The organism is Methanolobus chelungpuianus, from assembly GCF_024500045.1.
Classification (GTDB): domain Archaea; phylum Halobacteriota; class Methanosarcinia; order Methanosarcinales; family Methanosarcinaceae; genus Methanolobus; species Methanolobus chelungpuianus.
In genome coordinates this window covers 148776-170376 of sequence record NZ_JTEO01000002.1, presented here as the reverse complement: position 1 = coordinate 170376, position 21601 = coordinate 148776, and the positions used below count along the sequence as shown (strand labels likewise).

Sequence of the window (21601 nt, the reverse complement as noted above, 5' to 3'; positions counted from 1 at the left end):
AAAAGAGGGGATAATATTTAGCCTATTTGCATCCAGTGGTCATGCACGTGATACGTTCTCGGAACCGCACTGGAAACATCTTACAGGGAAACGTTCCGGGTCTTCCTGGAAAAGGAAGTCACATATATTGCATCTGAAGTATACGGTTGAAGAGTTATAGTCATCCATAAGCTTACCTCCCATATACATATAGAGGATTAATATAAAAATCTCTGCCAAAGCATATAAAGAAAGGATACACATTTCCTGAAAAGGACAGATACATGACGACCATAGGAGTGATCACCAGAGGAAAATACGGCATGAGGCTCGTTGAGACTCTGCTGGCAAGAACGGACCTGAAGGTTGTCCGTGCACCAGTGCCGGAAAAACTTCCCTCTTTCATTGATGAGCCGGGAGAGTTCCTGGAAGAACTTGCCCTGGATAATACAGTGTTCGAGTCGGACATCATGATAAGTTACTCCCTCCACCCGGACCTCACCGCAGCAATAGCACATAAGGCAGCGCTGAAGGGTGTGAAGGGACTCATAATCCCGGGAGGGGCTTCAAAAGCACCTCTAAGGGAGCTTGATCAGATATCACAGAAATACGGGATATATATAGAAGTTGAAGATATCTGCTGCACGCTCTCCGATAATCCTGCAATACGCGAGTTCTCCTCAAGACTGTCCAGGCCCGTGCTTGAGATCGATACCTTGGATGGCAGGGTCTCTGATGTGAGGGTGCTCTGCGGTGCGCCCTGCGGAAGCACCTGGAGGATGGCTGAGGAACTTGTGGGTACAAAAACAGAAGAGGCTCCTGCCAGGGCAGGCCTGCTGATACAGCAATACCCGTGCAGAGCCGTGAGGGGAACACTCGGAGGCATACACCGGTCTGCGGAGATACATAAGAATGCCGTTGAAAAAGCCCTGGGCTCAAAAGAGAAAAGGGCGTGAGGATATGCAGCAAACTCAAGAGAGGCCTGCTGTGATGGACAATGCCGGGATAGCTGGCATTCTCGGCCACATGGCAAAGCTGCTGGAGTTCAGGGGAGAGAATCCCTACAAGATCGCAGCTTACGAGAAAGCCTCAAGGAGTGTCAAGGCCTATGAAAAGGAACTAAGCGACATATATCGCAGAGGCCGGCTCCCTGCAGTGCCCGGCGTGGGAAAAGCGATCAAGGACAAGATAGAGGAAATGCTGACCACCGGAACCTTTGAAGAATATGAGCAGATCCTAGCAGAGATCCCCCCGGGAATCCATGAGATCATGAATATCTCAGGCGTCGGTCCGAAAACCGCAAGAAGCCTGCATGAGCGACTGGGAGTGGAGTCTGTTGAAGACCTTATCCGGGCTGCGGAAGAACATCGCATCCGCCGCCTGCCACGCTTGGGGCCTAAACAGGAAGAAAGGCTTCTCAGGGCAGCTAAAAGCCGGGTGGAAAGCAGTGATTTCAGGAGAAGTTCACTGACTGCTGCCGGCATTATCGCACAGCAGATCATCGAGGAACTGGACAACAGTCCCTCCATTCAGAGAATTGCAATTGCCGGGAGCCTGCGAAGAAGAAAGGAGACAGTTGGCAATATCGACCTCGTCGCTCTTTCAGAGGAGCCTGAAAAAGCCATTGATTCATTCGTGCACCTGCAAAAAGCTGAAAGGGAGCTGGAAGGTGTGGACGATCTGGGAGAGTACTCACATGCAGCCATTGTATATGAAGGCAATATCAGGGTAGACCTGTACGTGAGCCCTGAAGCCCGTTGCGGTCCGCTCATGCAGTATCTCACAGGCTCAAAGGAACATAACATCCGCCTGCAGGAACTGGCACGTGGCAGGGGATACAGTGTCAGTGAACACGGGCTGATCTGTGCAGGCAGGATCCCGGAAAATGGAACTGCAGGAGGCGGGGCCGGATATCTTGCAAAGGAGAACGAGCTCTACAGGGTTCTTGGGCTTGGCTGGCTGCCTCCCGAGATCAGGGAAGACAGGGGCGAGATAGAGGCCGGCCTTAACGGCAGGGTTCCCAGGCTTATCGAACGCAAGGATATCAGAGGAGACCTTCATGTCCATTCCCGGTGGAGTGACGGCAGGAACAGCATCGAAGAGCTCGCCATGCATGCCATGGTGCTTGGGTATGAGTACATCGCCATCACCGACCATTCTCCTTCCACAGGGATTGCAAACGGCCTTTCAGAGGAAAGACTGCTGGAGCATATACGTGAGATAGAGGATGTCAACGAAAGGATCGATGGTATCAGGCTGCTTTCGGGTACTGAGTGCGATATCAGATCCGATGGCAGGCTTGATTACAGCAGTGAACTGCTGGAGAGCCTTGATATCGTCGTGGTGGCGGTACATGCAGGACTGGAACAGGATAGGGAAAAGATGACGCAGCGCATAGTTGCTGCACTTGAGAACGAACATGTGGATATACTTGCACACCCCACAGGCAGGAAGTTCGGGAAGCGCACAGGTTACGAGGTCGATATGGATAAGGTCATGCAGACTGCTTTTGACAATGAGAAGGTGCTTGAGATAAATTCCTCACCGTCAAGACTTGATTTAAACGATATGCATGCAAGGATGGCAAAGGAAATGGGAGTAAAGGTTGCCATCGATACTGATACTCATTCACTTGCACATTTCGAGAACATCAGATATGGGATCGATGTTGCCCGCCGGGCCTGGCTTGAACCTCAAGATGTTGTGAACACGCTCAGCCTGAAGGACATATGCTCCATATTAAGGGTATAAGTTTCAGATAAAATATATACTGATGTTAAAAAGTATATACTTTATATCGATTCTAACGACAAAAAGCTTAAATTTTCATTTATCCAACATGTTTCAGTAAAACTGAATGAGGTTGAGACCGGAAAGAACCATTTGTTATTTTCTTGACTGTTTTTTATCTGTAAGTAGTTGAATATTTGTCCATTTCATGTCCCATGAGGTGCAATCTTGAAAAATATGAAAGCTAACAAGCATGATAGAGCAACGAAGAAGCACGAAATCGAGTTCGAGAAAGAAATGAGAAGGCAGGAAAAGAGGAACAGGTTCTGAGGACCTCATGCAGATTCATTTCCAGTAGGTATAGCAATTCTGATTCTGATGTAAAAATCCCAATGTGGCAGGAATGACCTGCCACCTGACCATCCTATTTCTTTTGCATTTTAATACGCTGTGAAAGAATGCATTTTCCGCCCCTGTGGCCGCCAAGCGGATTGAACGGGGTGCCCATGGAGTTCATGCATCTTGCCATGACGGCTGCACCGCGCGCAAGACCATCATCCACAAAAACGACATTCTCTTCGATGTTGTGGTTTATGCCGAGCTCGTGCAGATACTTAAGGACTAGCCGCGGCTTATTACCGGTTATTCCGGCCCTGCCGGTAATTCCGATGGCAGTATCCTCATACACCAGGCCTTCATCCTTTGCCACTTTCACAAGGCGCTGTACAACCTTCGCCATTACCTCATCTATGACTGCAAAGAGTACCTTGAGGTTGTGCTTTTTGTAGATCTCAGCCCCGATCTCCGAGAGTTTATCCATATCCGTGCCGTTGTTGCCGACATCGCAACCGATAAGCACCACACCTATGGCGTCAGCGGCCTCAGAGTTGACCGGGACGCTGCCGTATCGCTTACGTCCTTTGGGAACCCTCTCTATCTGTATGTATTCGTGTATCCTTTCTGCATATTCCTTTATGGCTTTGCCCTTCAGTTTAAGAGTGAGCGCATCCATTGAGGTCTTGTCTGCAACATCAAGGGCAGTTCCCTTTTTAGAGTCCACAAGCCCCGTACCTTTGATAATGGCATCCGGGATTGCACCTGCGAAGCCGCAGAAGTTTCCAATGGTCTTTGCATAAGGAAGGTCTGGGCTGATTACCCTGCCGTCAAGAGTAGTGCCGAAGTCGATGGAAATGCAAGGGTTACGGAAGTCCACATCCACCCACTTGGCACCTTCCTTGATCCCTGCGGTTGCCAGTTCGCCTTCCATCTCGTTTGCCACGATCTCAACGCCTGTAGCTCCAGTGGGAGGAGTCACACTGGCCACGGCCCCGTCGAACACCACCTGCTCGAGCTTGGTGTGCTTGCGGAACTTTTCGGGCACATTGCCCATGCCCATGGGAGGAGTCATCCTGTTTGGCGGTACTCCGGCCATCAGGCAGCCATCGGCCAGGGCCTTGATGAATTCCCCCACCTCGTCAGGAGTATCGAAGCCTGCTACCACACCTGTGGACCTTACAACAAAGTGGATATCTTCCTTGATGTCAAGATTTGCCTGTTTCACGGCTCCAATGAGAGTGTCCCTTACAAGTTCGGCAACGGACTGGCGTGTAAGTTCCACACCGTTCAAGGTCCGCCCGAATATCTCCTCTCCAGGCTTGGGAGGGCGGACATCCCTTGTCATGCTCACGGTCTTGGTCACAAGGCGTGTCTTGCCGTCTTCAAGATTTGTGGCGGTGAGTATGCATTTTGTGGTGGTGTTGCCTACTTCTACAGATGCCACTATGAAATAAGGTTTGGATTTGAGGTCTATAAGGCGTACGGACGGACTTTCTGCAATTCGTGGTTTGAATCCCATTTTTACTCCTCACATCAAAGGCTGCAATCTCTGGATTATCTTCTGTTTAGGTACTGCCCCTACTATCCGGTCCGCAAGCTTGCCGTCCCTGAAGACAAGGAGTGCAGGAATGCTTGTTATGGCAAATCTCATGGCAGTTCCCTTGTTATGATCCACGTTCAGCTTGCCGAAGATAACCTTTCCCCGGAGCTCCGTTGCAAGTTCATCGATAACGGGTGAAAGCATGCGACACGGACCGCACCACTGGGCCCAGCAGTCCACGACGACCAGCGTATGCCTGGCGGTAAACTCATCAAATGCAGCATCTGTGACCTCCAGAGGCTCTGCAGGATATTCGCGCTTCTCAAGCTCCTTCTTCAGACCTTCCATTTTTCTCTGCCTTATCATATCAATCTCATCCATTAGCTTACCTGCCTCTACAGAACCGGACGGCTGGTCGGGAAGTAAGAGCACTGCTGTCCAGGCGCTGATATTTTTCTGTATGTAGTTACATGCTTTGATAACTTAAAGTTTTGCATGGTTGTGCGATAAACACACATAACCATAATAATATGTAATAGATAATTTATATAAATGTCAAACCATCGATCTCTGTGGCTGATAACAATGGCAGGCAGGAAGGCAAAAAACAGTCCTGATAATGACAGGACAATCTTTGACCAGAAGTGTATCACTTGCGGCACATGGATGCGGAGAACTGTCAGTATAGCAAGGAGCGGGGCGAGGTCATTCACTTATTTTTGCCCTGAATGCGGCTTATCATATACGGTGGATGAATGAGCACACTGGACAGATGGTCGCTTGCACAGTTACAACAGATCGAGCCCTATGATTTTGAAAAGCTCCTGGCACAGCTTTTCAGGAGGATGGGCTACGCGGTGGAAGAGACACAGTATTCCCATGACAGGGGCATTGACCTCATAGTAAGGATACTGAACTTCGGACTATCTCACTCATGGATAGTGCAGGCAAAGAGATACAACGAGCCTGTAGGCGTCAAAGCTGTCAGGGAGTACAGCAGCCTTAGATACAGGGACCGGGTGGATGGGGTCATCATCGTGACAACTTCCTGTTTCACAAAAGAGGGACAGGAAGAGGCTGCCGAGCATAACGTAAAGCTGGTTGACGGGAACCTCCTGGCTGAGATGCTAAACCATTACCTGCCAGGGGAAAATAAGCAATCCCAGGTCGTCGGGGCCGGGACCCGTGAGGATGCAGCCGGACAGGACACTTCCACTATCATGAGACGAGGCGAGGAACTGCTTGCTGAAGAATCCGTGAGCTTTGGCCGGGAGAGGATGTCCATGCTTATCACAAGCAGGAACATTTTCTTTAAAAAGGAATCCGGCCTGCTTTCCAGAAAAGAGAATGTGGAACTGCGTATCGAGCTGAAGGACCTGACAGGCGTACATACAGAGCAACAGCTTCTGTTCCTTATCGCCGGACAGAAACGCCTGAAAGTATATCCTCTGTCCGTAAAGAGAAAGGACAGGATACTGGAACTCCTTGATAGCCTCAGGCCTGAATACGTGCGCGGGGAACACCTCCTGAAGTCCTCGCGGAAAAATTCCTCACTGTTTATCCTGACCAACAGGAGGCTGGCGCAGATAGACATTGATAAGGGGCAGGTGGAAGATATACCCCTGACGAAGATAATATCCGTTGAAGCCGGAGGGGGACTCTTCAAAAAGGACAGGATACTGGTCTCCGCATCCTCCGACGGAGTCAGGAAATACTCTTTTGAAGTGGACGATGCCGCTCAATGGAGAAGCGCTATTCAGGAGAGAGTGAAGGTTATCTGATATTACACCCTTTAACGCTGTTAACTGTTAAGAAACCCTTAATAGCATGAGGTTATAAAGACTAATGTGAAGAATATATCAAACGGGAGCTATGCCATGAAGCAAGAGACGATCAAGATCGAAGGAATGATGTGCGGACATTGCCAGATGACAGTGGAGAAAGCGATCCGGAATGTAAAGGGAGTACAGGATGTGAGTGTCAATCTTGGAAGCAAGCAGGCCGAAGTATCCTATGATCCTGCCATCACCGACTCAGCAGCCATACAATCCGCAGTCACAAAAGCCGGATACAAGGTCGTGGACTGAGAACAGGCAGTCGGTACATTGACAATCTTTCGATATCAGACATGAATACAAAAATAAAAGTGCATGGCATGACCTGCATGCACTGCCACAAGCGTGTGACAGATGCCATAATGGCCATTGAAGGTGTTTCCTCGGTAGATGTGAGCCTTGAGGAAGAGAGTGCCACTGTAGAGTTCGATCCTGCCAGGACCAATCTTGAAGACATACGAAAAGCTGTCACGGATGCTGGATACGAAGCAGGCGAAGAGCAGTGCAGGCTGCCTGAGGGATCCGGGCCTGAACAGGGATGCAGGATAATTCCCGATGAAGCCGAGGATGTGAGGAAGCAGCCGGAGCCGGGCGCAACAGAGGATGCCGTTTTCAGGATATCCGGCATGAAGTGCACCTCGTGTGCACAGAACATCGAGGGCGTCCTGACCAAACACGAAGGAGTTATCTCAGCCACTGTCAACCTTCCCCTTGAAAGGGCCACAGTAAGGTACGAGCCTGCAAGGGTCAGCCCTGGGGAACTTGCAGGAGAGATCGAATCCCTGGGTTATCATGTGGTGAGGGACCGCATCACCCTTGATGTAGGAGGGATGACGTGCGCTTCCTGTGCCCAGAACGTAGAAAAGGTGCTTAAAAGGCTTAATGGGGTCAGCTCCGTTAATGTCAACGTTTCAACAGGCAAGGCCAGGATAGAATACAATTCATCCGTTGTTTCTGTTGACGATATGAGAAAGGCCATCGAAGATATCGGTTACTCAGCCTCAATGCCTGTGGACCGGCAGCTTGCCGAGGACAGGGAAAGGAAGGAAAGGGAAGATGAGATCCGCAGGCAGAGGAACAACCTGATAATTTCGGTGCTGATCGCGATCCCGGTCATGTTGGGGAGCCTGAAGCCGGTCTTTCCGGATTACTTTGGATTCGTGCCGGATATCTTTGCAGACAGGAACGTGCTGTTCCTGCTGACAACTATCGTCATGGTCTTCCCGGGAAGGCAGTTCTTCGAGGGAACTTACAGGGGACTGAAACACGGCGTAACCGACATGAACCTGCTCATTGCCACAGGTACCGGAGCAGCCTACGTTATAAGTGTCGCTTCAAGCTACCTGGACCTGGGGCCGGGATACCATCATCTCTATTACGATACTGCCGTCATGCTTATTGCGTTCATTGTGCTCGGGAGGTACATGGAGGCCCGCGCCAGGGGAAGGACATCCGAATCCATCAAGAAGCTCATAGGACTCCAGGCAAAGACTGCGCGCATAATCGTAGACGGGCAGGAGAAGGAGGTGCCTGTTGAGAGCGTCGAGGTCGATGACATTGTTTTTGTCAGGCCGGGGGAGAAGATACCTGTCGACGGCGTTGTGATCGAGGGGACATCAGCAGTTGACGAATCCATGATCACGGGAGAGAGCATCCCCGTTGACAAGAGCAAGGGGGATGTGGTAATAGGCTCTACATTGAACCGCAGCGGGGCCATGAAGCTACGCGCCACCAATGTGGGCGCTGATACCGCACTTGCGCGTATAATAGAACTGGTGGAGAACGCGCAGAACTCCAAGGCCCCTATACAGAGGATAGCGGATGTCGTAGCAGGCCATTTCATACTCATAGTCCACGTACTGGCACTGGCGGCGTTCTTCTTCTGGTACTTCATCGGCTTCGAGAGATACGACGTGACCCTGAACTCAGGGATAGCAAGTCCCTTCCTGTTCGCACTGCTCATCTCCATCACGGTGCTTGTGATATCCTGCCCCTGCGCCGTGGGTCTTGCAACCCCGGCAGCCATAATGGTAGGCACAGGCAAGGGAGCAGAGAACGGCATACTTATCAAGGGCGGTGAAGCTCTTGAAAGAACACTCAAGATAGATACAATCGTCTTTGACAAGACCGGGACGCTTACAAAGGGAGAGCCCGAGCTCACGGACATAGTGCCTGTTGCGGATCTCAGTTCCGATGAAGTGCTTGTTATGGCAGCCAGCGCCGAGAAAGGGTCCGAGCATCCCCTCGGAGAAGCTATAGTGAGAGGTGCTGAACAGCGTAATCTGCAGTTAAAAGATGTCGAAAGCTTCAGGTCCATCGCAGGTAAAGGTGTGGAGGCGGGCATCGAAGGCAGCAGGATACTGCTCGGAACCCGTAAACTGATGCATGATAGCGGCATTGATATCGCTTCCGTTGAGAGCACCATGGAGAGCCTTGAAGCGCAGGGCAGGACAGCCATGATAGCTGCAAAGGACGACCGTGCCGTGGGTCTTGTGGCAGTTGCCGATACCCTCAAGGAGAATTCGAAGGAAGCCGTGGAGAAGATACGCGACATGGGTATCGAGGTCGTTATGATCACCGGCGACAACCGCAGGACAGCAGATGCCATTGCATCGAACATTGGCATCACGCGGGTACTGGCGGAGGTGCTTCCAGAAGACAAGGCCTCAGAAATACGCAAGCTGCAGGAGGAGGGGCGCGTGGTTGCAATGGTGGGCGACGGCATCAACGACGCACCCGCCCTTACACAGGCCGATGTAGGCATAGCCATGGGTGCAGGTACCGATGTTGCCATGGAGTCCGCTCAGATAGTACTTATCAAAAACGACCTGCGGGATGTGATCGCCTCCATCAGGCTGAGCAGGCTCACGATGAACAAGATCAAGCAGAACCTCTTCTGGGCCTTCGGCTATAATACCCTGGGGATACCACTGGCAGCGGGCCTGCTTTACCCGGTGGTGAAGACGATCCTCATCAGCCCGGAGCTTGCGGCCGCCTTCATGGCAATGAGCTCGGTATCGGTTACCACTAACTCCATGCTGATGAAGAGAAAGAGAATAAAATAGAACAAGACCGGAGACCAGATATATGAACGATAAGAGCATGAGCCGGAAAAAAGGAAGATACACCCTTATAGCAAGCCTGGTGACATCCATCCTGCTGGTGATCCTCTTTGCGGTCCTCTCCGCAGCGGTTAACAGTTCAAGGTCAGTGCCGCTTTATACGCAGGTCGACATAATCGCAGGCATGGTGTTCGTCTTCGTGCTCAGCATGATCGTGTCGGCCTCGGTGTGGCCTGCAGTTATAGAGAAAAGGATGAAGGGCAGTTAAACAGCGGTTGCTGTATCCTGCACCTGGATCAAGGCTCAAGGTCCGAATGCGGGTTTAAGTCGCATCCCGTACAGGGCAGGCACATTGTCTTAAATGTATCCGCACGCAGGCCGTACTCATCCAGCTTTTCCCGCAGGAAGCGGTTCAGCATGAGCAGGCGCTCTGCGGACGGGCGTTCGATGAAGACCTCTCCTTCCCTCAGGGGATGCCTGGCCGCAGCCCTCAGTATGGGGACCACGCCCATGGAAACCAGTTCCTCGATACCCTTCTTTGCAGATTCGTCCGACTCGCCAAGGCCGATTATGAAATTTGAACAGACCTTGTTCCTGCCGAATATCTCTACACCCTGCCTGAGCGCACCAAGCAGGGATCCAAGGTCCTGCCCGGGGCAGAGCTTTGCATGCAGATCCCGGTCCATGGTCTCCACATTGTATTTCAGCTCATCGGCGCCTGCATCCTTAAGCCTGCGGGTGGAGTCTTTCGTGGGATACACGGAAACCCCGATAGGTATTGAGTATATTTCCCTGAGCCTGCGGATCAGCTCCTCAGCCCTGTCGACCTCAGCTTCCGCAGATTCCTCCACACCCGAGGTTATGGAAATAGCCTGCAGCCTGCCGGTACTGCCGGACTCTTCCACCATCCTGAGCATCCGGTCCATGCTCTTGACCTTGCCGCCTAACTTGGGGACAGGGCAGAACTTGCAGTCGAAGATGCATTTCTCGCACATTGTTATAAAGGCCTGGTCAGGGCAATGGATAAGCTCAGGTTCAATGCTGCCCCTCGCGATCTCAGTGCCATCCCTGCTGATGACAAGCTCGCTGCCGTTCATTTCAGCTTTCAGCGGGGACTCCTTCTTGACGGCAAGGCGGACACGGTGTCCTCCCGAATTGAAGAAGAAGGCTACATTCCCGGCTCCCGGGCCCGCAGTGGGGATGGTCAGCCTGTGGATGAGGGAAGGGTCCATGTTCACGGAGCCTGTCGAGATGAGTTGTGCTTTGGTTTCTGGCTTCATGAGTTCTCCGATGCCAAAAGAATGAGATCTTTGGATAATATATGGATTATCTTCCTTGCATGGAATACTTTATCCTTTTCCTGAAACGATCCATATGTTCCTGCAAATGCACACTGATCCGTTATGTCATTTTCTGTTGAGGCAATATATGCCTGAATACTTAGGACTTTGTGGACATGCAGAGAGAAAATATAATAGATAATCATGATGCTGAGAACCTTCATGATTATACGGTTCGAATTTTATTAAATAGATGAAGGGCATATTTATCTGGCATAATAACCAACTTAAACAGGAAAAGTATGCCAATGGATCCCATATGTAAGATCAAAGTCCCGGAAGATACTCCTTATTTCACAGAATACGGGGGGAAAAAATATCGTTTCTGCTCACCGGAGTGCAAGAGAAAGTTCGATCACCTTGAAAAGAGCGTCATACGCCTTAAAAGGTCCATTGCCGAGCAGGACAAGATCTCTTTCGGGCATCTCAAGAGAGATATCATCAAGCCTGGCATATGCACACTCTGCGGAGCCTGCGCTGCTTCATGCGAATCTATCGCCATTGAAGACGAACAGCCACGACTGGTAGGCAAATGCACGGCCTGCGGCGTATGTTACAACCAGTGTCCCAGGACGATAACCACCGAAGAGGGGCTTATCGGGAAAATACGCAATGCCTACAGCGCGAGGACAGCAATACCCGGCCTTAAGGGGCAGGACGGGGCAGTGGTCACTTCCATGCTTGCCTACGGCCTTGAGGAGGGCCTTATCGACTGCGCCATAGTGACTGTGAAATCCGACGAGGAGCCCTGGAAGCCTGTGCCGGTCATCGCAAAGACTTATGACGAGGTCGTGGAGGCTGCAGGAAGCATTTACAGCCACAGCATGACCATAGAGCCATTGATGAGTGCCGTGAAGCAGGGCATGAGGAGCATCGCCTTTGTCGGCACGAGCTGCAACATAGATGCCGTGTATAAGATGCAGAAGAGCCCCTACGGGTTCCTGCACCTGTTCATGCGTGCCAACATCCTGAAGATGGGGCTGTTCTGTATGGATACCTTCTCCTATGAGGGCATCAGGGAGTTCGTCCTGAACAAGGGCATGCGCCTGGAAGATATCGAAGCCATGAAGATCCGCAAAGGAAGGATGGAGATGCAGACCCCTGAGGAACTGAAGGTCTTCGACCTGGCGGAACTGGACCCCTACAGGAGCAGTTCCTGCAGGTACTGCACCGACCTTACCGCAGAGAATGCCGATCTCTCCTTTGGCGGCGTGGGGACACCCAGGAACTGGACCACGGTGCTCGCCCGCTCCGGCCTGGGCTATGAGATATTCAACGAGGCCGTGGATAACGGATACATCGAGTCCCGCCTGCTTGAGTCGAATGAGATGAACAACGTGCTCAATCTTGCCAAGATGAAGAAGATCCAGCTATATTCGGTCAGCCGCAGGAAGAAAGCCTGAAGTCTGTAGTAGCCACATCTACATGCAGCAGATTTTTGTAGATTGCGTGGAAAATAATATGTTGTGTCGGATGTAAGGACCTTGAAACTCCCTTTTTTGAAAAAAGGGATAGTCATCGGATTTTTTCTTATCATAGCATGGACAACGATCGTATTAATAGCAGCCTCAGCCATCGGTATAGTGACTTATGAAGAAGTAAGGTATTTTTTCTGGCTCATGCCAATCAGCCTGCCCATATTCATACTATTGTTCTCTCACTCGAGCCCTCCTGAGATGGGCAGGCACGGCGAGAACAGGACAAGACTGGCACTTATAACCACTTTTGTCTGTCTTGCAGTTGCATTTATTGCAGGCATCCTGAAAGGCAAGCCCTGAAATAGGAACCTCTGTATTTTTAACTGAAGTTGCATAATATTTCAGCATGACCTCCCACTATTACGTCCACGGTTACTCCGAAAGGGAATCTGTCCGCCTCAGCGACCAGGCAAACACGCTTGAAGAACTCCTGCATAGCGATACAAAGTACCCTGCAGGCAGCATGGTACTCGAGGCCGGATGCGGCATCGGCGCCCAGACAGTGATCCTCTCAAGGAACAGCCCGCAGGCCCGGATAACATCCATAGACATCTCAGAGGAATCACTGGACAAAGCCAAAGAACGTGCCGCCGGCCAGGGAGTAAAGAACGCGGAGTTCCGCGTGGAGAATATTTTCGACCTGCCCTTCGAGGATGAGAGCTTCGACCATGTGTTCGTATGTTTTGTGCTGGAGCATCTCAAGGAACCGGTAAAGGCCCTCGCCAGCCTGCGCCGCGTACTCAGGACCGGCGGCACTATCACCGTAATCGAAGGCGACCACGGCTCCTGCTTCTTCCATCCAGAGACCGAAGCGGCAGTCAAGACCTGGAACAGCCTTGTGGAAGTGCAGGCAAAGCTCGGCGGCAACTCACTCATTGGCAGGCAGACCTATCCCCTCCTCAAAAGAGCAGGCTTCACTAATGCCACAGTCTCCCCCCGCATGGTCTACAGCGATGCCAGCCGCCCGCACATGGAGGAAGGCTTCGTGAGAAGGACCATCATCCCCATGGTGGAAGGCGTCAGGGAGAGCGCCATTGAGATGGGCATCATCGATGCGGCGACTTTTGATCATGGAATAGCGGACCTGTACAGGACTGCAGGGGAGGAAGGGACATTCAACTATATGTTCTTCAAGGGTGTGGGGAGGAAATAAAGAAGGATTGTATTTGGCTTACAGTCTTTGAAGGTCTCCCCTATAAATATGGCAGGCTCTTACCGTTTAGCCACAATTCTTCGAACTTAGTGTGCAGTTCATCAGACAGTACGCGGTCATATACTTTGACCATACCAAATACCCTGCCTACAGAAAGAGGATCACTGATCTCCAATATGACCAGATTCCTGTCAATCAGTACAAACCTGTGAGGAGTATCCAGCGATTTTATCTTTAGATATTCGGAGATGTTAGGTATTATATCTTCACTTTTTGCAGAACTCTGCCATTCAATCAGGACTTTAGACAATACGGGGTTTGGGTCGATCATTCTGATCCTTATCCCTCTTTTCAGTAAGGGAAGAAGAGTATCACGGAACATTAAAGCAAACATATCCTTGAATTGTTCGGATTCCATTGATCTTATGTCCCTTGGAACAACAGCACATACCTCATTTTTAGCCTCGTGGTAAACACTCTTGACCATCCTCATGACCTCTTTGTTTCCCATTGCAGCCGACCAGAAGCATTGCTTTGTTTCTTCCTGGACAGCGTAGTAGAATAAAGATCTTTTAATTTCGTCTATTGTCTTTCTCAGTATATTCAGTTCTCTGTGCATTTCAGATTCCTTTCTTGTGAAAAAGTTCTCAAATGCCACATCTGCTTCTATCGCGCGGTATTTTTTTGGCCTGGAATACTGAGCTTCAACAAATCCCATGTTCTCCAGATTATCGAGAACTGCATATATCTTGCCCATGGGTATCTTCGATTTCCTGGAAAGCACACTTGCATCTGTGAATCCTTCTCTCAGCATAGTCAGATAGGCAACAGATTCATACTTATTAAGCCCTATATTCCTTAATAGTTGTTCATTTTCCATAATAGAACCACTTTCAGGTTTACTATAGAGTAAAAGTCCCTATATAAACAACCACACAGTTGTTTATAATGTGCGTGATATCTCATGCCATAAAACGTACTTATGAATGCCATAAGGCAAGGTGCCCTTTATGAAGATAGGTATACGAAAGATGGATTTACTCCTACTGATCCTGCTGACGGTTATCAGCATCCCGGTCGCCGATCCTGCAGAAATGAACGGGATAGGGATAACTGCCATGGAGGTAACGCCACAGCCAGCGGAGCCGGGAGGCGACCTGACCCTTAAGATAAGGGTCACAAATGAAGGTGTGGAGAAAATAGAGGACTTTTCAGTTAGGATCGATGTAAGATATCCGTTCCACCTGAAAAGCGAAAGTGGGAACTTCGAAAATAAGAGAACATTAAGCGTGGGTTCGTCTGTCGATAATACCTATTACCTGACGGTAGACCCTGATGCCATTTCCGGCATATATCCAATCGAATTTGATATTTATGCCAATGATGTGATCATTAATCCACCCGATAATAAAGTGTACGTACAGGTTACCGGGAAACCCGACCTTACAATAAAAGCCGCCTATAGCAACAATGTTGCTCCCGGGGATGTATTCCCGCTAAATATATCCGTGAACAATATTGGCACAGGCATGGCAAAGAACGTGAAGGTAATCTCCGAGTCTGAAAGCATATTGATGCTTGGATCCAATGTTGAACTGATCAAGCAGATAATGCCATCAGAGGCTGAACAGATAGAATGCAGGTTCATTGTAAAGAACGAACTTGATCCTGATGCGCATCAATTCCCCATAATGCTCAAATACAGTGATGAACAGGGAGGGAACTATACACTGACCTATAACATCGGGATTAATATACTCAATAGGGCAGACATTGGGATACAAAGCATAAAGGTGACGCCAACTGCGATCACGCCTCTTGATGAGGTAAACATTGCGGGCATTATAGAGAATACAGGTAACGGTGATGCAAAAGAAGTTGTTGTGGAACTGGAGGCCGAGGGCAGGACTTACAAGTCCTTTATCGGACAACTGAGAAGCGACGATGACTCCCCGTTCTACTTTTACATTGATCCGGGTTCTGCAGGTGAAAAGGATCTTAACCTGACCATATACTATACCGACGATTTTGGTTCATATGAGATCTGGCGGACAGTGCCAATGACAGTAGAAAGGCCAAGGACGAACGTGCTCATGCTTATTGCCCTCCTGATAATAATAGCCATACCCGTAGCCTACATGATATACAGGAGAAGGCGGGGTCAAGATGGAAAGCAATGACCTCAAAGTGATGTTTTTCCTGGCATACAAAAACCTCACCAAAAGCAAAGTTACTTTCATGGTCATTGTTGCCGTGATGGCTATGAGCTTTCTCTCCATTACATTCTTTGCCTCTATCATTGACGGTCTCGGATACGAATTTGAAGAGGGCATGATCAGAGGACAGACAGGACATCTGATGATAGAGCCTCAGGAAAACGAGCTTTTTATTTCAGATTCCGCAGACCTTGTTAAAGACGTCCGGAGAATCCTCGGGGTCGTAGGCGCCGCACGGAGGCTCGATGCCAGTGCAGTGGCCAGATATAAGAATATAGAGATAGGGAATCCTGTCCTCTTTATAGAACCTGAGAACGAGAAAGATGTATCTGATTACTGGAACAGTGTTATTGCAGGGGAATATCTTTCGGAGAAAGATACGGACGAATTGATCATAGGAGCAAATCTTGTTGAATCCTATGCTCAGGAGGGGGACACTCAAAAAAGGTTTGATGTAGATGTAGGGGACCGGATCACACTGGGTTTCAGCAACGGGTTTACAAAAGAATATAGAGTAAAGGGCATATACAAAACAGGCTCACGTCTTGTGGATGACAAGATAATAGTCAACTTTGACCAGTACCAGTTGATATTTGGCCCTGATGATGATATTGCATCCAGTATACTGATAGCGCTCCCTCAGAGAGGTATGGAAGACTCGTATAAAGAGCAAATCATCGATCTTGGAGTCAGTGAACAGATAAATGAATGGCAGACAAAGATGGGAGCTGTCAACCAGTTTGTGGGGAGCCTGCAGATCACTAATCAGATCACAGGCACCATCGGACTCCTGACCGCTTTTGCGACCATATACATCATAATATTCATCAACGTCACGAATAAAAGGAAGCAGATAGGGATACTTAAAGCAGTCGGCATAAAAAAACAGATAATCCTGGGATCGTATGTCCTGCAGTCACTGGCCTACGGCGTTACAGGAGTGGTAATAGGGAACATTGTTATGAAACTTCTGTTGGTCCTTCTGTCGATGCGCCCCCTGAACATGCCGATCGGCCCGGTTATCCCTATTCTGACCACAGAAAGGCTTATGACAACCAGTGCCACGCTTATACTGGCATCGGTGGTAGCCGGGTTCTTCCCTTCCAGGAAGGCAGCTGATGAGAACATACTGGATGCGATCTTCGGAGGGTGAACATGGAAAGAACGATAATCAGGACGGAACATCTTGAAAGGGTCTATATCTCAGGAGCTGTTAAGACATATGCTCTTCGGGATATCAGTATTGAGATAGAACAGGGTGAGTTTGTTGCCATCATGGGGAAAAGCGGCAGTGGCAAAAGCACTCTGCTGCACCAGCTGGGACTGCTGGATAAGCCTACAAGGGGAAGTATAACCATAGACGGAAGCGATGTTATCAATATCTCTGAAAAAGAGAGGACCATATTCAGACTCAATGAACTGGGCTATGTTTTCCAGTCATACAATCTGATACCCGAACTTACTGCCATGGAAAATGTATATATCACTGCAATGGCACGCAATGTTAAAAGAGAAGAGTACGAGAAAATGGCAGAGGACATCCTTACCGCAGTTGGGCTTGAGGAAAGGATGCATCATTACCCTTCAGAGCTTTCCGGAGGCCAGCAGCAGAGAGTTTCCATTGCAAGGGCGCTGATCAATAAGCCAAAGATACTTTTTGCAGATGAGCCAACAGCTAATCTTGATTCTGCATCTTCAGAAGATGTTATAAACCTGTTCCGGAGATTCAATGAGGAGATCGGGCAGACCATAGTAATGGTCACACATGAGAAAGATGAAGGCGAGAAGGCAGACAGGATAATATGGGTAAAGGACGGGCTACTGGATATGGACAGGCAGGCAGGCATCTGAAGGCCCCTTTCTTCCTTCATGCGCTGCACTTCCGCAGAAGCTGAGGCTGCACGGAAAGTTGAAATATTGAGATGGATGCATCACTTAAACGGGAATAAAAGGGAATAATTTAAAAGTGTAGATAGAAGCATCCGGCGTATAAAAATGGACCTTAATTGCACTCGACCTTTTTAAGCACCATTTCCTGCATCATCGCATCGGCAATTTCGATAGTCACCGCCTCTATTCTGGTTGTATCTCCCATGGCATCCATGAGGAAGACGGTACCGTCCTTTTTCTTTGCCTTGATCACGTCCGTTGCCACGATGGTCCTTTCGCCGTTCTCTTCCAGGTAGACAGTAAAATCGCACATATCAGCATCCTCTTTTAAGTCTTCTCATAATCTGTCAGTATCGTTCTCATTATGTCCCCTATATCCTCAAGGACCAGGGAGTCAGGCGCCATGTCAAGTATAAGGCTGCCCATCCTGTCGGCTTCGATGACCTTTTCGTCATACCTGACAGGATAGATGCTCTCTCCGTTGAGGCTGAGCTCATCTGCCACCAGGTCCAGCTCCTTCCCCTGGCGCACCTTGTTAACAACGACCAGCTGCCTTCTTATCTTCAGATCCCTTGCCAGCTTGAGCACGTGCCTTGCAACTTCCATGGACTTGGGGAAGGACTCGGTGATCACAAGGTTGTGGTCGTAGTTCACAGCCAGGCCCCGGCCCAATATCTCCGAGCCTGCCTGTGAGTCAACTATTACGATATCGTACTGGTCGGACCACAGCGCAAGATAATCGATGAGCCTCTTCACAATGGAGATGTAGGAGCAGATGCATCCGCCGCCGCCCTCCGAGATTGTGCCCATGACAACGACCTTCACGTCATCCTTCGCAGTCACCTGATATTTCTCAAGGAATGCGTCGATGTTTATGTTCGAGCTGTGGGTGTGTCCTTCCCCTTCCTCGTCAAAGTCATCCTCGTAGAGCTGCTCGCGTATCTCCTTCTTGTCCTCCGCAAGTGTCCTGACAGTAGAAAAAGGCACTCCCAGGGACATTGCCAGGTTCATGCTCGGGTCGGTGTCTATGACCATCACCCGGAATCCCTCCCGGGCAAGCAGGCGTGAAAGGGTGGCTACGACGGTGGTCTTTCCGGCTCCTCCTTTGCCGGTGGCTATGATCTTCCTCATTATATATTCTCCATTTTTGACTGAAGTGGCTCGTCGCTGATGAGACCACTTTAATTATACTGCATATTCAGGAAACGTAATTTATGAAAACGCATCATAACTTAAATGTATTTCGTATTAAGAACATACATCAAAATAAGACTAAATATTTAATTAAGTACAACTTAACGAGCGCGAGACGCCCCATGATACTCTGCTTCATGATTTCAGATGCATCCGGAAATGGTCAAATGAAATTATAGATGATCATCAAGTGATAATGACCAAGTCAAACAGTCATAATACAGATACACCAATACTTCTGAGGGGGAGGGAAAGTATGCGGGTCTTCAGGTATGGAAAAAAGGAGCTGGATTATCTTAAGAAAAGGGATGAGGCACTTGGCGCAGTCATAGACAGGGTGGGGATGCTGGAATTCGAGGTAGTACCCGACCTGTTCGCAGGCCTTGTGAAGAGTATCATCACCCAGCAGATATCCACCAAAGCGGCTTCAAGCATCTGGAGGAAAATGCGTGGATACTTTGGGGATATCACGCCCGGGATAATCCACTCAGCCAGTGCCGAAGATATCCGGAAATGCGGATTATCCATGCGCAAAGCGCTCTCTATCAAGGAGATTGCCAGGGCCGTGGTAAATGGGGAGCTGAACCTGTCAGAACTGCACGAACTCCCCGACGGGGAAGTCATCAGGCGCCTGTCCTCAATGAACGGCATTGGGGTCTGGACTGCGGAGATGCTCCTCATTTTCTCCATGGAGCGCACCGATGTGGTAAGCTGGACAGATTACGGCATACGCCAGGGAATGATGAGGCTCTACGGCCTGAAAACATTAACAAGGGAACAGTTCGAGGAGCACAGGGAACGCTATTCACCTTACGGGTCGGTGGCATCACTCTACCTGTGGAGATTACCGCCTGACGTTTGATCCAGGGGACCTGATATGTTGCGAAACGCATAATTTTCAGGTGCGGTCACCAATCTTTACTCCCACTAACACAAAGCCGTTGATTTTGTTACCGGTTCTGGTCATAAATTCTTCATTCCTGAAGAAACCTATCTCAAAACCGTTCTCAAGCAGCAGGAAAACCAGCTCCTTTTCAGTGAAATGATGGGCGATGTAAGCCACTTCCCCGGTCTCAGGATCATAGGCAATGATGGACCCATCCTCCTTCGTCACCGGCAGGTCATGGATGTAACGCTCGCGATATATCCCTGAGTGCCAGGTCTGCCCGAAATCGGCAAGGTACAGGTGGCCGCCTGGTTTCAGTACCCTGCATGTTTCCTTTACAATGGTGGCACGGTCTTCTCTTGTGCTTATTGTGGTCAGGAAGGCCTGCATTAAGGCAAGATCGAAGGATCCATCCGGAAAAGGCATGCTTGTGGCATCAGCATGGACAAATAAAGGTATGCTGGCTGGACAGGAAGATCTGGAAGATGAACTGGCAATCCTCAGAGCCTCCTGATTAATATCAATGCCCGTTACTGAAAAGCCGTGTGATGCCATCGGAATGCTGGCCTTGCCTGTACCGCACCCGATATCGAGGATGCGGCAGCCGGGATAAGCATACCCGTAAATGACACTGTCCAGCTCAATGGTTGCCGGGATATCCTTCCCCTTAAGGCAGGACCAGGGGGTTATTTGCCTGCTCATCCTCTGTTGGAAACTCCTTTTATCATTATAGAATCTATCAGGCTCTTAACATATTAAATTACAAATCCGGACGTATCCTCGACCATCCCGAGTCCGCTGCCGGTCTCTTCCAGTGTTATGACCTTGTCGTCGGTTTCGATCTTCAGGTCCATTACATCCACGAGATTCTCGATATAACTGAAATTGAAGTTCCTCGTAAAATTGAAAGACTCACTGCAGTAGCTTTTTGTCACTACGAATACCCTGTTGTCCTCGGAACTGATAACCCACCTTTTATCCCCTCTCTCAGAAGGGTACTCGCGCACCCTGGCCTTTCTGAAATAGTGCATCTCTCCGGTCGAGGCATCGTAAAAGCTCATGAAGTTGCGTATATTGTATTCCAGTCCGGCTATCTCAATATTCGGGATATAGTATGTCAGGACAGACCCGTTCCTGAAAATGATCCTCGACCACTTCCAGGGGAGCAGGGGACCGACGACTATCACTTTCTGGACATAGCACTTGCCTGAGAAGTCCCTCTCAAGCAAGGTACCCCTGAAATCGAAATAAAGGTTGGCCAGCCTGTACCCGAACAGGCCCTTGAAGTTCTCTGTCAGCTCCGTGTTATAATTCTCATCATCTGAAGGCTCTGTTATGTGCAGGCTGCAAATATCCCTGTCACCGTCTGATATGTCCAGAGTGTATTCCGGGAAGGAGCCGTGGAAATCTGCCTGGATGTCTTCAGTGGAACATATCACTCCGTCATTTTTCATCTCTATGGTCCCAAAATGATCGGTAAACTTTCTCTGAACATCATCATAGCCCCAGCAGACACAGTATCCTTCTGTTCTGCTGTCGATCACCCGGCTGGTCTCCACATACCTGCCGTTTACCTCTATATCCCCCGCAGACCTGCCGAACATGAGGAAGAACTGGGATCGTGAGCCATCGTTGGCCGTGAACTTCATGAACCAGTACTCTTTTCCGAAAAGGGGAAGGTCCTCGAAGGATAAAAGGATCTCATCGACACCTTTACTAGATCCCTTCTTCAACAACAGCCTTTCAACCTTGTCCTTGCTGTCTTTAAGCTTCTCTATTGATGCGACAAATGCTTTCTTTTCAACATCAGGTAAGCCTTTGATGTAATTGTCCCTTTCATGTATGAATCTCATAAACCTGCCCTTATCGATAATACTGATCTCCTCATGGTTTTTGTTTTTGTCACTATAAAGGCAGTTGTTCTACATCTGCAGGTCCAATGTAACGGATGTCTGTGTCTGT

24 protein-coding genes are annotated in these 21601 nt (G+C 49.4%); 14 read left to right on the top strand and 10 right to left on the bottom strand.

Features of this window, described 5'->3' with window-relative positions:
* Positions 1-39: 39 nt before the first annotated feature.
* Complete coding sequence (locus PV02_RS01730) at positions 40-168, bottom strand: hypothetical protein (RefSeq protein WP_256621651.1); 129 nt, start codon at positions 166-168, stop codon at positions 40-42.
* A gap of 95 nt (positions 169-263) precedes the next feature.
* On the opposite strand from PV02_RS01730, the gene PV02_RS01725 reads away from it, so the two are divergent.
* Both PV02_RS01725 and polX read left to right on the top strand, forming a co-directional pair.
* Complete coding sequence (locus PV02_RS01725; protein ID WP_256621650.1) at positions 264-935, top strand: DUF166 domain-containing protein; 672 nt, start codon at positions 264-266, stop codon at positions 933-935.
* A 4-nt stretch (positions 936-939) separates the two neighbouring features.
* Complete coding sequence (gene polX, locus PV02_RS01720; protein WP_256621649.1) at positions 940-2730, top strand: DNA polymerase/3'-5' exonuclease PolX; 1791 nt, start codon at positions 940-942, stop codon at positions 2728-2730.
* A gap of 403 nt (positions 2731-3133) precedes the next feature.
* Here the strand turns inward: polX and PV02_RS01715 are convergent, their stop codons facing one another.
* Positions 3134-4564 (bottom strand): methanogenesis marker 14 protein, encoded by a 1431-nt coding sequence (locus tag PV02_RS01715; protein WP_256621648.1) that lies wholly within the window; start codon positions 4562-4564, stop codon positions 3134-3136.
* 9 nt (positions 4565-4573) lie between these two features.
* Positions 4574-4966 (bottom strand): thioredoxin, encoded by a 393-nt coding sequence (gene trxA / locus PV02_RS01710; RefSeq protein WP_256621647.1) that lies wholly within the window; start codon positions 4964-4966, stop codon positions 4574-4576.
* Positions 4967-5137: 171 nt separating this feature from the next.
* On the opposite strand from trxA, the gene PV02_RS01705 reads away from it, so the two are divergent.
* The 5 genes from PV02_RS01705 to PV02_RS01685 all read left to right on the top strand — a co-directional run bounded on the left by PV02_RS01705 (position 5138) and on the right by PV02_RS01685 (position 9750).
* The gene (locus tag PV02_RS01705; protein WP_256621646.1) at positions 5138-5344 is read left to right on the top strand and encodes a hypothetical protein; all 207 of its coding nucleotides are present in this window, start codon (positions 5138-5140) and stop codon (positions 5342-5344) included.
* Entirely contained in the window at positions 5341-6366 is a 1026-nt protein-coding gene (locus tag PV02_RS01700) for a restriction endonuclease (RefSeq protein ID WP_256621645.1), read from the top strand. Before PV02_RS01705 ends, PV02_RS01700 begins: the two co-directional genes overlap by 4 nt.
* Positions 6367-6462: 96 nt before the next feature.
* A complete protein-coding gene (locus PV02_RS01695) occupies positions 6463-6672 on the top strand; it encodes a heavy-metal-associated domain-containing protein (RefSeq protein ID WP_256621644.1) in 210 nt (69 codons plus the stop codon).
* A gap of 41 nt (positions 6673-6713) precedes the next feature.
* The gene (locus PV02_RS01690; RefSeq protein ID WP_256621643.1) at positions 6714-9485 is read left to right on the top strand and encodes a heavy metal translocating P-type ATPase; all 2772 of its coding nucleotides are present in this window, start codon (positions 6714-6716) and stop codon (positions 9483-9485) included.
* Positions 9486-9507: 22 nt separating this feature from the next.
* A complete protein-coding gene (locus PV02_RS01685) occupies positions 9508-9750 on the top strand; it encodes a hypothetical protein (protein ID WP_256621642.1) in 243 nt (80 codons plus the stop codon).
* Between the two features lie 28 nt (positions 9751-9778).
* Here the strand turns inward: PV02_RS01685 and PV02_RS01680 are convergent, their stop codons facing one another.
* Together PV02_RS01680 and PV02_RS01675 are read right to left on the bottom strand one after the other, a co-directional pair.
* A complete protein-coding gene (locus PV02_RS01680; protein ID WP_256621641.1) occupies positions 9779-10762 on the bottom strand; it encodes a radical SAM protein in 984 nt (327 codons plus the stop codon).
* A complete protein-coding gene (locus PV02_RS01675) occupies positions 10759-10986 on the bottom strand; it encodes a hypothetical protein (protein WP_256621640.1) in 228 nt (75 codons plus the stop codon). The genes PV02_RS01680 and PV02_RS01675 overlap by 4 nt, the downstream gene beginning before the upstream one ends.
* A 78-nt stretch (positions 10987-11064) precedes the next feature.
* Between PV02_RS01675 and PV02_RS01670 the strand changes: the two genes are divergently transcribed.
* The 3 genes from PV02_RS01670 (at position 11065) to PV02_RS01660 (ending at position 13453) form a co-directional block, all read left to right on the top strand.
* Entirely contained in the window at positions 11065-12225 is a 1161-nt protein-coding gene (locus PV02_RS01670; RefSeq protein WP_256621639.1) for a Coenzyme F420 hydrogenase/dehydrogenase, beta subunit C-terminal domain, read from the top strand.
* Positions 12226-12306: 81 nt separating this feature from the next.
* The gene (locus PV02_RS01665) at positions 12307-12600 is read left to right on the top strand and encodes a hypothetical protein (protein ID WP_256621638.1); all 294 of its coding nucleotides are present in this window, start codon (positions 12307-12309) and stop codon (positions 12598-12600) included.
* A gap of 46 nt (positions 12601-12646) precedes the next feature.
* On the top strand, positions 12647-13453 hold the full coding sequence (locus tag PV02_RS01660; protein WP_256621637.1) for a methyltransferase domain-containing protein: 807 nt from the start codon (positions 12647-12649) through the stop codon (positions 13451-13453).
* A gap of 40 nt (positions 13454-13493) precedes the next feature.
* Here the strand turns inward: PV02_RS01660 and PV02_RS01655 are convergent, their stop codons facing one another.
* On the bottom strand, positions 13494-14333 hold the full coding sequence (locus PV02_RS01655) for a TrmB family transcriptional regulator (RefSeq protein WP_256621636.1): 840 nt from the start codon (positions 14331-14333) through the stop codon (positions 13494-13496).
* A 130-nt stretch (positions 14334-14463) separates the two neighbouring features.
* On the opposite strand from PV02_RS01655, the gene PV02_RS01650 reads away from it, so the two are divergent.
* From PV02_RS01650 to PV02_RS01640, 3 genes are read left to right on the top strand one after another with little or no spacing between them, the layout of a single operon-like run.
* Positions 14464-15633: a COG1361 S-layer family protein gene (locus PV02_RS01650; protein WP_256621635.1), complete on the top strand. Its 1170-nt coding sequence runs from the start codon at positions 14464-14466 to the stop codon at positions 15631-15633.
* Positions 15620-16822, top strand: a complete 1203-nt coding sequence (locus PV02_RS01645) for an ABC transporter permease (protein WP_256621634.1) — start codon at positions 15620-15622, stop codon at positions 16820-16822. The genes PV02_RS01650 and PV02_RS01645 overlap by 14 nt, the downstream gene beginning before the upstream one ends.
* A 2-nt stretch (positions 16823-16824) precedes the next feature.
* Positions 16825-17520, top strand: a complete 696-nt coding sequence (locus PV02_RS01640) for an ABC transporter ATP-binding protein (protein WP_256621633.1) — start codon at positions 16825-16827, stop codon at positions 17518-17520.
* A 151-nt stretch (positions 17521-17671) separates the two neighbouring features.
* Here PV02_RS01640 and PV02_RS01635 read toward each other — a convergent pair whose 3' ends face one another.
* Both PV02_RS01635 and PV02_RS01630 read right to left on the bottom strand, forming a co-directional pair.
* Positions 17672-17872: a CooT family nickel-binding protein gene (locus PV02_RS01635; protein ID WP_256621632.1), complete on the bottom strand. Its 201-nt coding sequence runs from the start codon at positions 17870-17872 to the stop codon at positions 17672-17674.
* Positions 17873-17886: 14 nt separating this feature from the next.
* On the bottom strand, positions 17887-18690 hold the full coding sequence (locus PV02_RS01630) for an ATP-binding protein (RefSeq protein WP_256621631.1): 804 nt from the start codon (positions 18688-18690) through the stop codon (positions 17887-17889).
* Between the two features lie 319 nt (positions 18691-19009).
* Here PV02_RS01630 and PV02_RS01625 point away from each other — a divergent pair, with 319 nt between their 5' ends.
* Entirely contained in the window at positions 19010-19615 is a 606-nt protein-coding gene (locus PV02_RS01625; protein WP_256621630.1) for a DNA-3-methyladenine glycosylase family protein, read from the top strand.
* 36 nt (positions 19616-19651) lie between these two features.
* Here PV02_RS01625 and PV02_RS01620 read toward each other — a convergent pair whose 3' ends face one another.
* On the bottom strand, positions 19652-20341 hold the full coding sequence (locus PV02_RS01620; protein WP_256621629.1) for a class I SAM-dependent methyltransferase: 690 nt from the start codon (positions 20339-20341) through the stop codon (positions 19652-19654).
* A gap of 53 nt (positions 20342-20394) precedes the next feature.
* On the bottom strand, positions 20395-21492 hold the full coding sequence (locus tag PV02_RS01615) for a hypothetical protein (protein ID WP_256621628.1): 1098 nt from the start codon (positions 21490-21492) through the stop codon (positions 20395-20397).
* Between the last annotated feature and the right edge of the window lie 109 nt (positions 21493-21601).

Coding starts and splice junctions, on each gene's coding strand:
- PV02_RS01730 (WP_256621651.1), bottom strand. CDS start 168: ATGGATGACTATAACTCTTCAACCGTATACTTCAGATGCAATATATGT.
- PV02_RS01725 (WP_256621650.1), top strand. CDS start 264: ATGACGACCATAGGAGTGATCACCAGAGGAAAATACGGCATGAGGCTC.
- polX (WP_256621649.1), top strand. CDS start 940: ATGCAGCAAACTCAAGAGAGGCCTGCTGTGATGGACAATGCCGGGATA.
- PV02_RS01715 (WP_256621648.1), bottom strand. CDS start 4,564: ATGGGATTCAAACCACGAATTGCAGAAAGTCCGTCCGTACGCCTTATA.
- trxA (WP_256621647.1), bottom strand. CDS start 4,966: ATGGATGAGATTGATATGATAAGGCAGAGAAAAATGGAAGGTCTGAAG.
- PV02_RS01705 (WP_256621646.1), top strand. CDS start 5,138: ATGTCAAACCATCGATCTCTGTGGCTGATAACAATGGCAGGCAGGAAG.
- PV02_RS01700 (WP_256621645.1), top strand. CDS start 5,341: ATGAGCACACTGGACAGATGGTCGCTTGCACAGTTACAACAGATCGAG.
- PV02_RS01695 (WP_256621644.1), top strand. CDS start 6,463: ATGAAGCAAGAGACGATCAAGATCGAAGGAATGATGTGCGGACATTGC.
- PV02_RS01690 (WP_256621643.1), top strand. CDS start 6,714: ATGAATACAAAAATAAAAGTGCATGGCATGACCTGCATGCACTGCCAC.
- PV02_RS01685 (WP_256621642.1), top strand. CDS start 9,508: ATGAACGATAAGAGCATGAGCCGGAAAAAAGGAAGATACACCCTTATA.
- PV02_RS01680 (WP_256621641.1), bottom strand. CDS start 10,762: ATGAAGCCAGAAACCAAAGCACAACTCATCTCGACAGGCTCCGTGAAC.
- PV02_RS01675 (WP_256621640.1), bottom strand. CDS start 10,986: ATGAAGGTTCTCAGCATCATGATTATCTATTATATTTTCTCTCTGCAT.
- PV02_RS01670 (WP_256621639.1), top strand. CDS start 11,065: ATGCCAATGGATCCCATATGTAAGATCAAAGTCCCGGAAGATACTCCT.
- PV02_RS01660 (WP_256621637.1), top strand. CDS start 12,647: ATGACCTCCCACTATTACGTCCACGGTTACTCCGAAAGGGAATCTGTC.
- PV02_RS01655 (WP_256621636.1), bottom strand. CDS start 14,333: ATGGAAAATGAACAACTATTAAGGAATATAGGGCTTAATAAGTATGAA.
- PV02_RS01650 (WP_256621635.1), top strand. CDS start 14,464: ATGAAGATAGGTATACGAAAGATGGATTTACTCCTACTGATCCTGCTG.
- PV02_RS01645 (WP_256621634.1), top strand. CDS start 15,620: ATGGAAAGCAATGACCTCAAAGTGATGTTTTTCCTGGCATACAAAAAC.
- PV02_RS01640 (WP_256621633.1), top strand. CDS start 16,825: ATGGAAAGAACGATAATCAGGACGGAACATCTTGAAAGGGTCTATATC.
- PV02_RS01635 (WP_256621632.1), bottom strand. CDS start 17,872: ATGTGCGATTTTACTGTCTACCTGGAAGAGAACGGCGAAAGGACCATC.
- PV02_RS01630 (WP_256621631.1), bottom strand. CDS start 18,690: ATGAGGAAGATCATAGCCACCGGCAAAGGAGGAGCCGGAAAGACCACC.
- PV02_RS01625 (WP_256621630.1), top strand. CDS start 19,010: ATGCGGGTCTTCAGGTATGGAAAAAAGGAGCTGGATTATCTTAAGAAA.
- PV02_RS01620 (WP_256621629.1), bottom strand. CDS start 20,341: ATGAGCAGGCAAATAACCCCCTGGTCCTGCCTTAAGGGGAAGGATATC.
- PV02_RS01615 (WP_256621628.1), bottom strand. CDS start 21,492: ATGAGATTCATACATGAAAGGGACAATTACATCAAAGGCTTACCTGAT.